Annotated in this window: 1 protein-coding gene; it reads right to left on the bottom strand. The window is 39.4% G+C overall.

Going from position 1 to position 1,053, the window contains the following annotated elements; translation table 11 throughout:
• Positions 1 to 258 precede the first annotated feature (258 nt).
• Positions 259 to 951 carry a glutathione S-transferase family protein gene (locus ACFINC_RS09810; RefSeq protein WP_120101922.1) on the bottom strand — a complete coding sequence of 231 codons (693 nt, stop codon included), beginning with the start codon at positions 949 to 951 and terminating at the stop codon, positions 259 to 261.
• Positions 952 to 1,053: the final 102 nt, after the last annotated feature.

Below are 1,053 nucleotides of genomic sequence, written 5' to 3'. Positions count from 1 at the left end.
TAAAGAAAGAGTTTAAAACCTTTTGTTAAATATCTTTATTTCTATAATTAGTCTTTTTGTGGATAGAGCAAAAATTGATTTTGGGGGGGCAGGATAAGAAGGCTTGAAATAAGAGATTATGATGAGTTCTTATTTTCTGTTCAATAGGATTGTGAAGCAATCTATTCTTGTATTATTTATAGGCAGGCATAAAGATTTATAAACGGGGAAGTCTTCTTTAGGTAAAATTTCATTTTTACTCGTTTTTGTGAGAGGAGACTAGAAATCAAGATCAGCATAGTGAGTACTTGCAACAATTCCACGGACACGATCTGTTAAAAGAGAACGAAAAGAAGGTCGTGATTTAATCCGCATATACCAGTCTTTGGCAGCAGGGGATTGTTCCCAGTCAATTTCCCCTAGAAAGTCAAGGACAGAGACAGCAGCGGCAGCGGCTAGGTCAGCATAGGATAAGGTAGAACCCACTAAGCTATCACGAGAGGCACAGAGCCAATTGAGATAGTTCATATGGGGTGGGATATTGGCGCGTGCATTGCGTAAAATTTGTGAATTGGGAGCCCCACCGCCAATGGAAAGGGGCATTTCACGTTTATGAATCCGTTCTCGTACAATATGACGTGTTGCTTCATTTTCAAATTTATTTAAAAACCAGTCATTAAGGCGGCGGACTTCCGCACGATCTAAAGGATTTTCTGGAAAGAGTTTATTTTCTTGTCGTAAACTTCCATGCGTTTCATCTAAATATTCACAGATAACAAAAGGACCTGATAATGGAACCTCGTGTTCATCGAGAAAAACAGGAACATGACCGGCGGGATTGAGAGCGAGAAATTCGTGTCTTCTAGCCCATTCATATTCTTCAATCAGTTGCGTGGCTACACCATATTCTCCAAGAATGAGGCGTATGAAGCGCGAAGCGGTGGATAGGGGAGAGTGAAAAAGTGTCAGCATAATTTACACAACTAAATAGAGTGGATAAGAATTCTTTCAAGTCATTCTTTTTTATAAAGATGCTTGATGAGAAGTACAAGATCATTAGCAGCTGCTAGCAAT

It is taken from the genome of Bartonella sp. AP58NXGY, assembly GCF_042195785.1.
In the GTDB taxonomy this organism is placed as follows: Bacteria; Pseudomonadota; Alphaproteobacteria; order Rhizobiales; family Rhizobiaceae; genus Bartonella.
The sequence above is the reverse complement of the archived record's forward strand: the minus strand, read 5'-3'. Positions and strand labels throughout refer to the sequence as shown.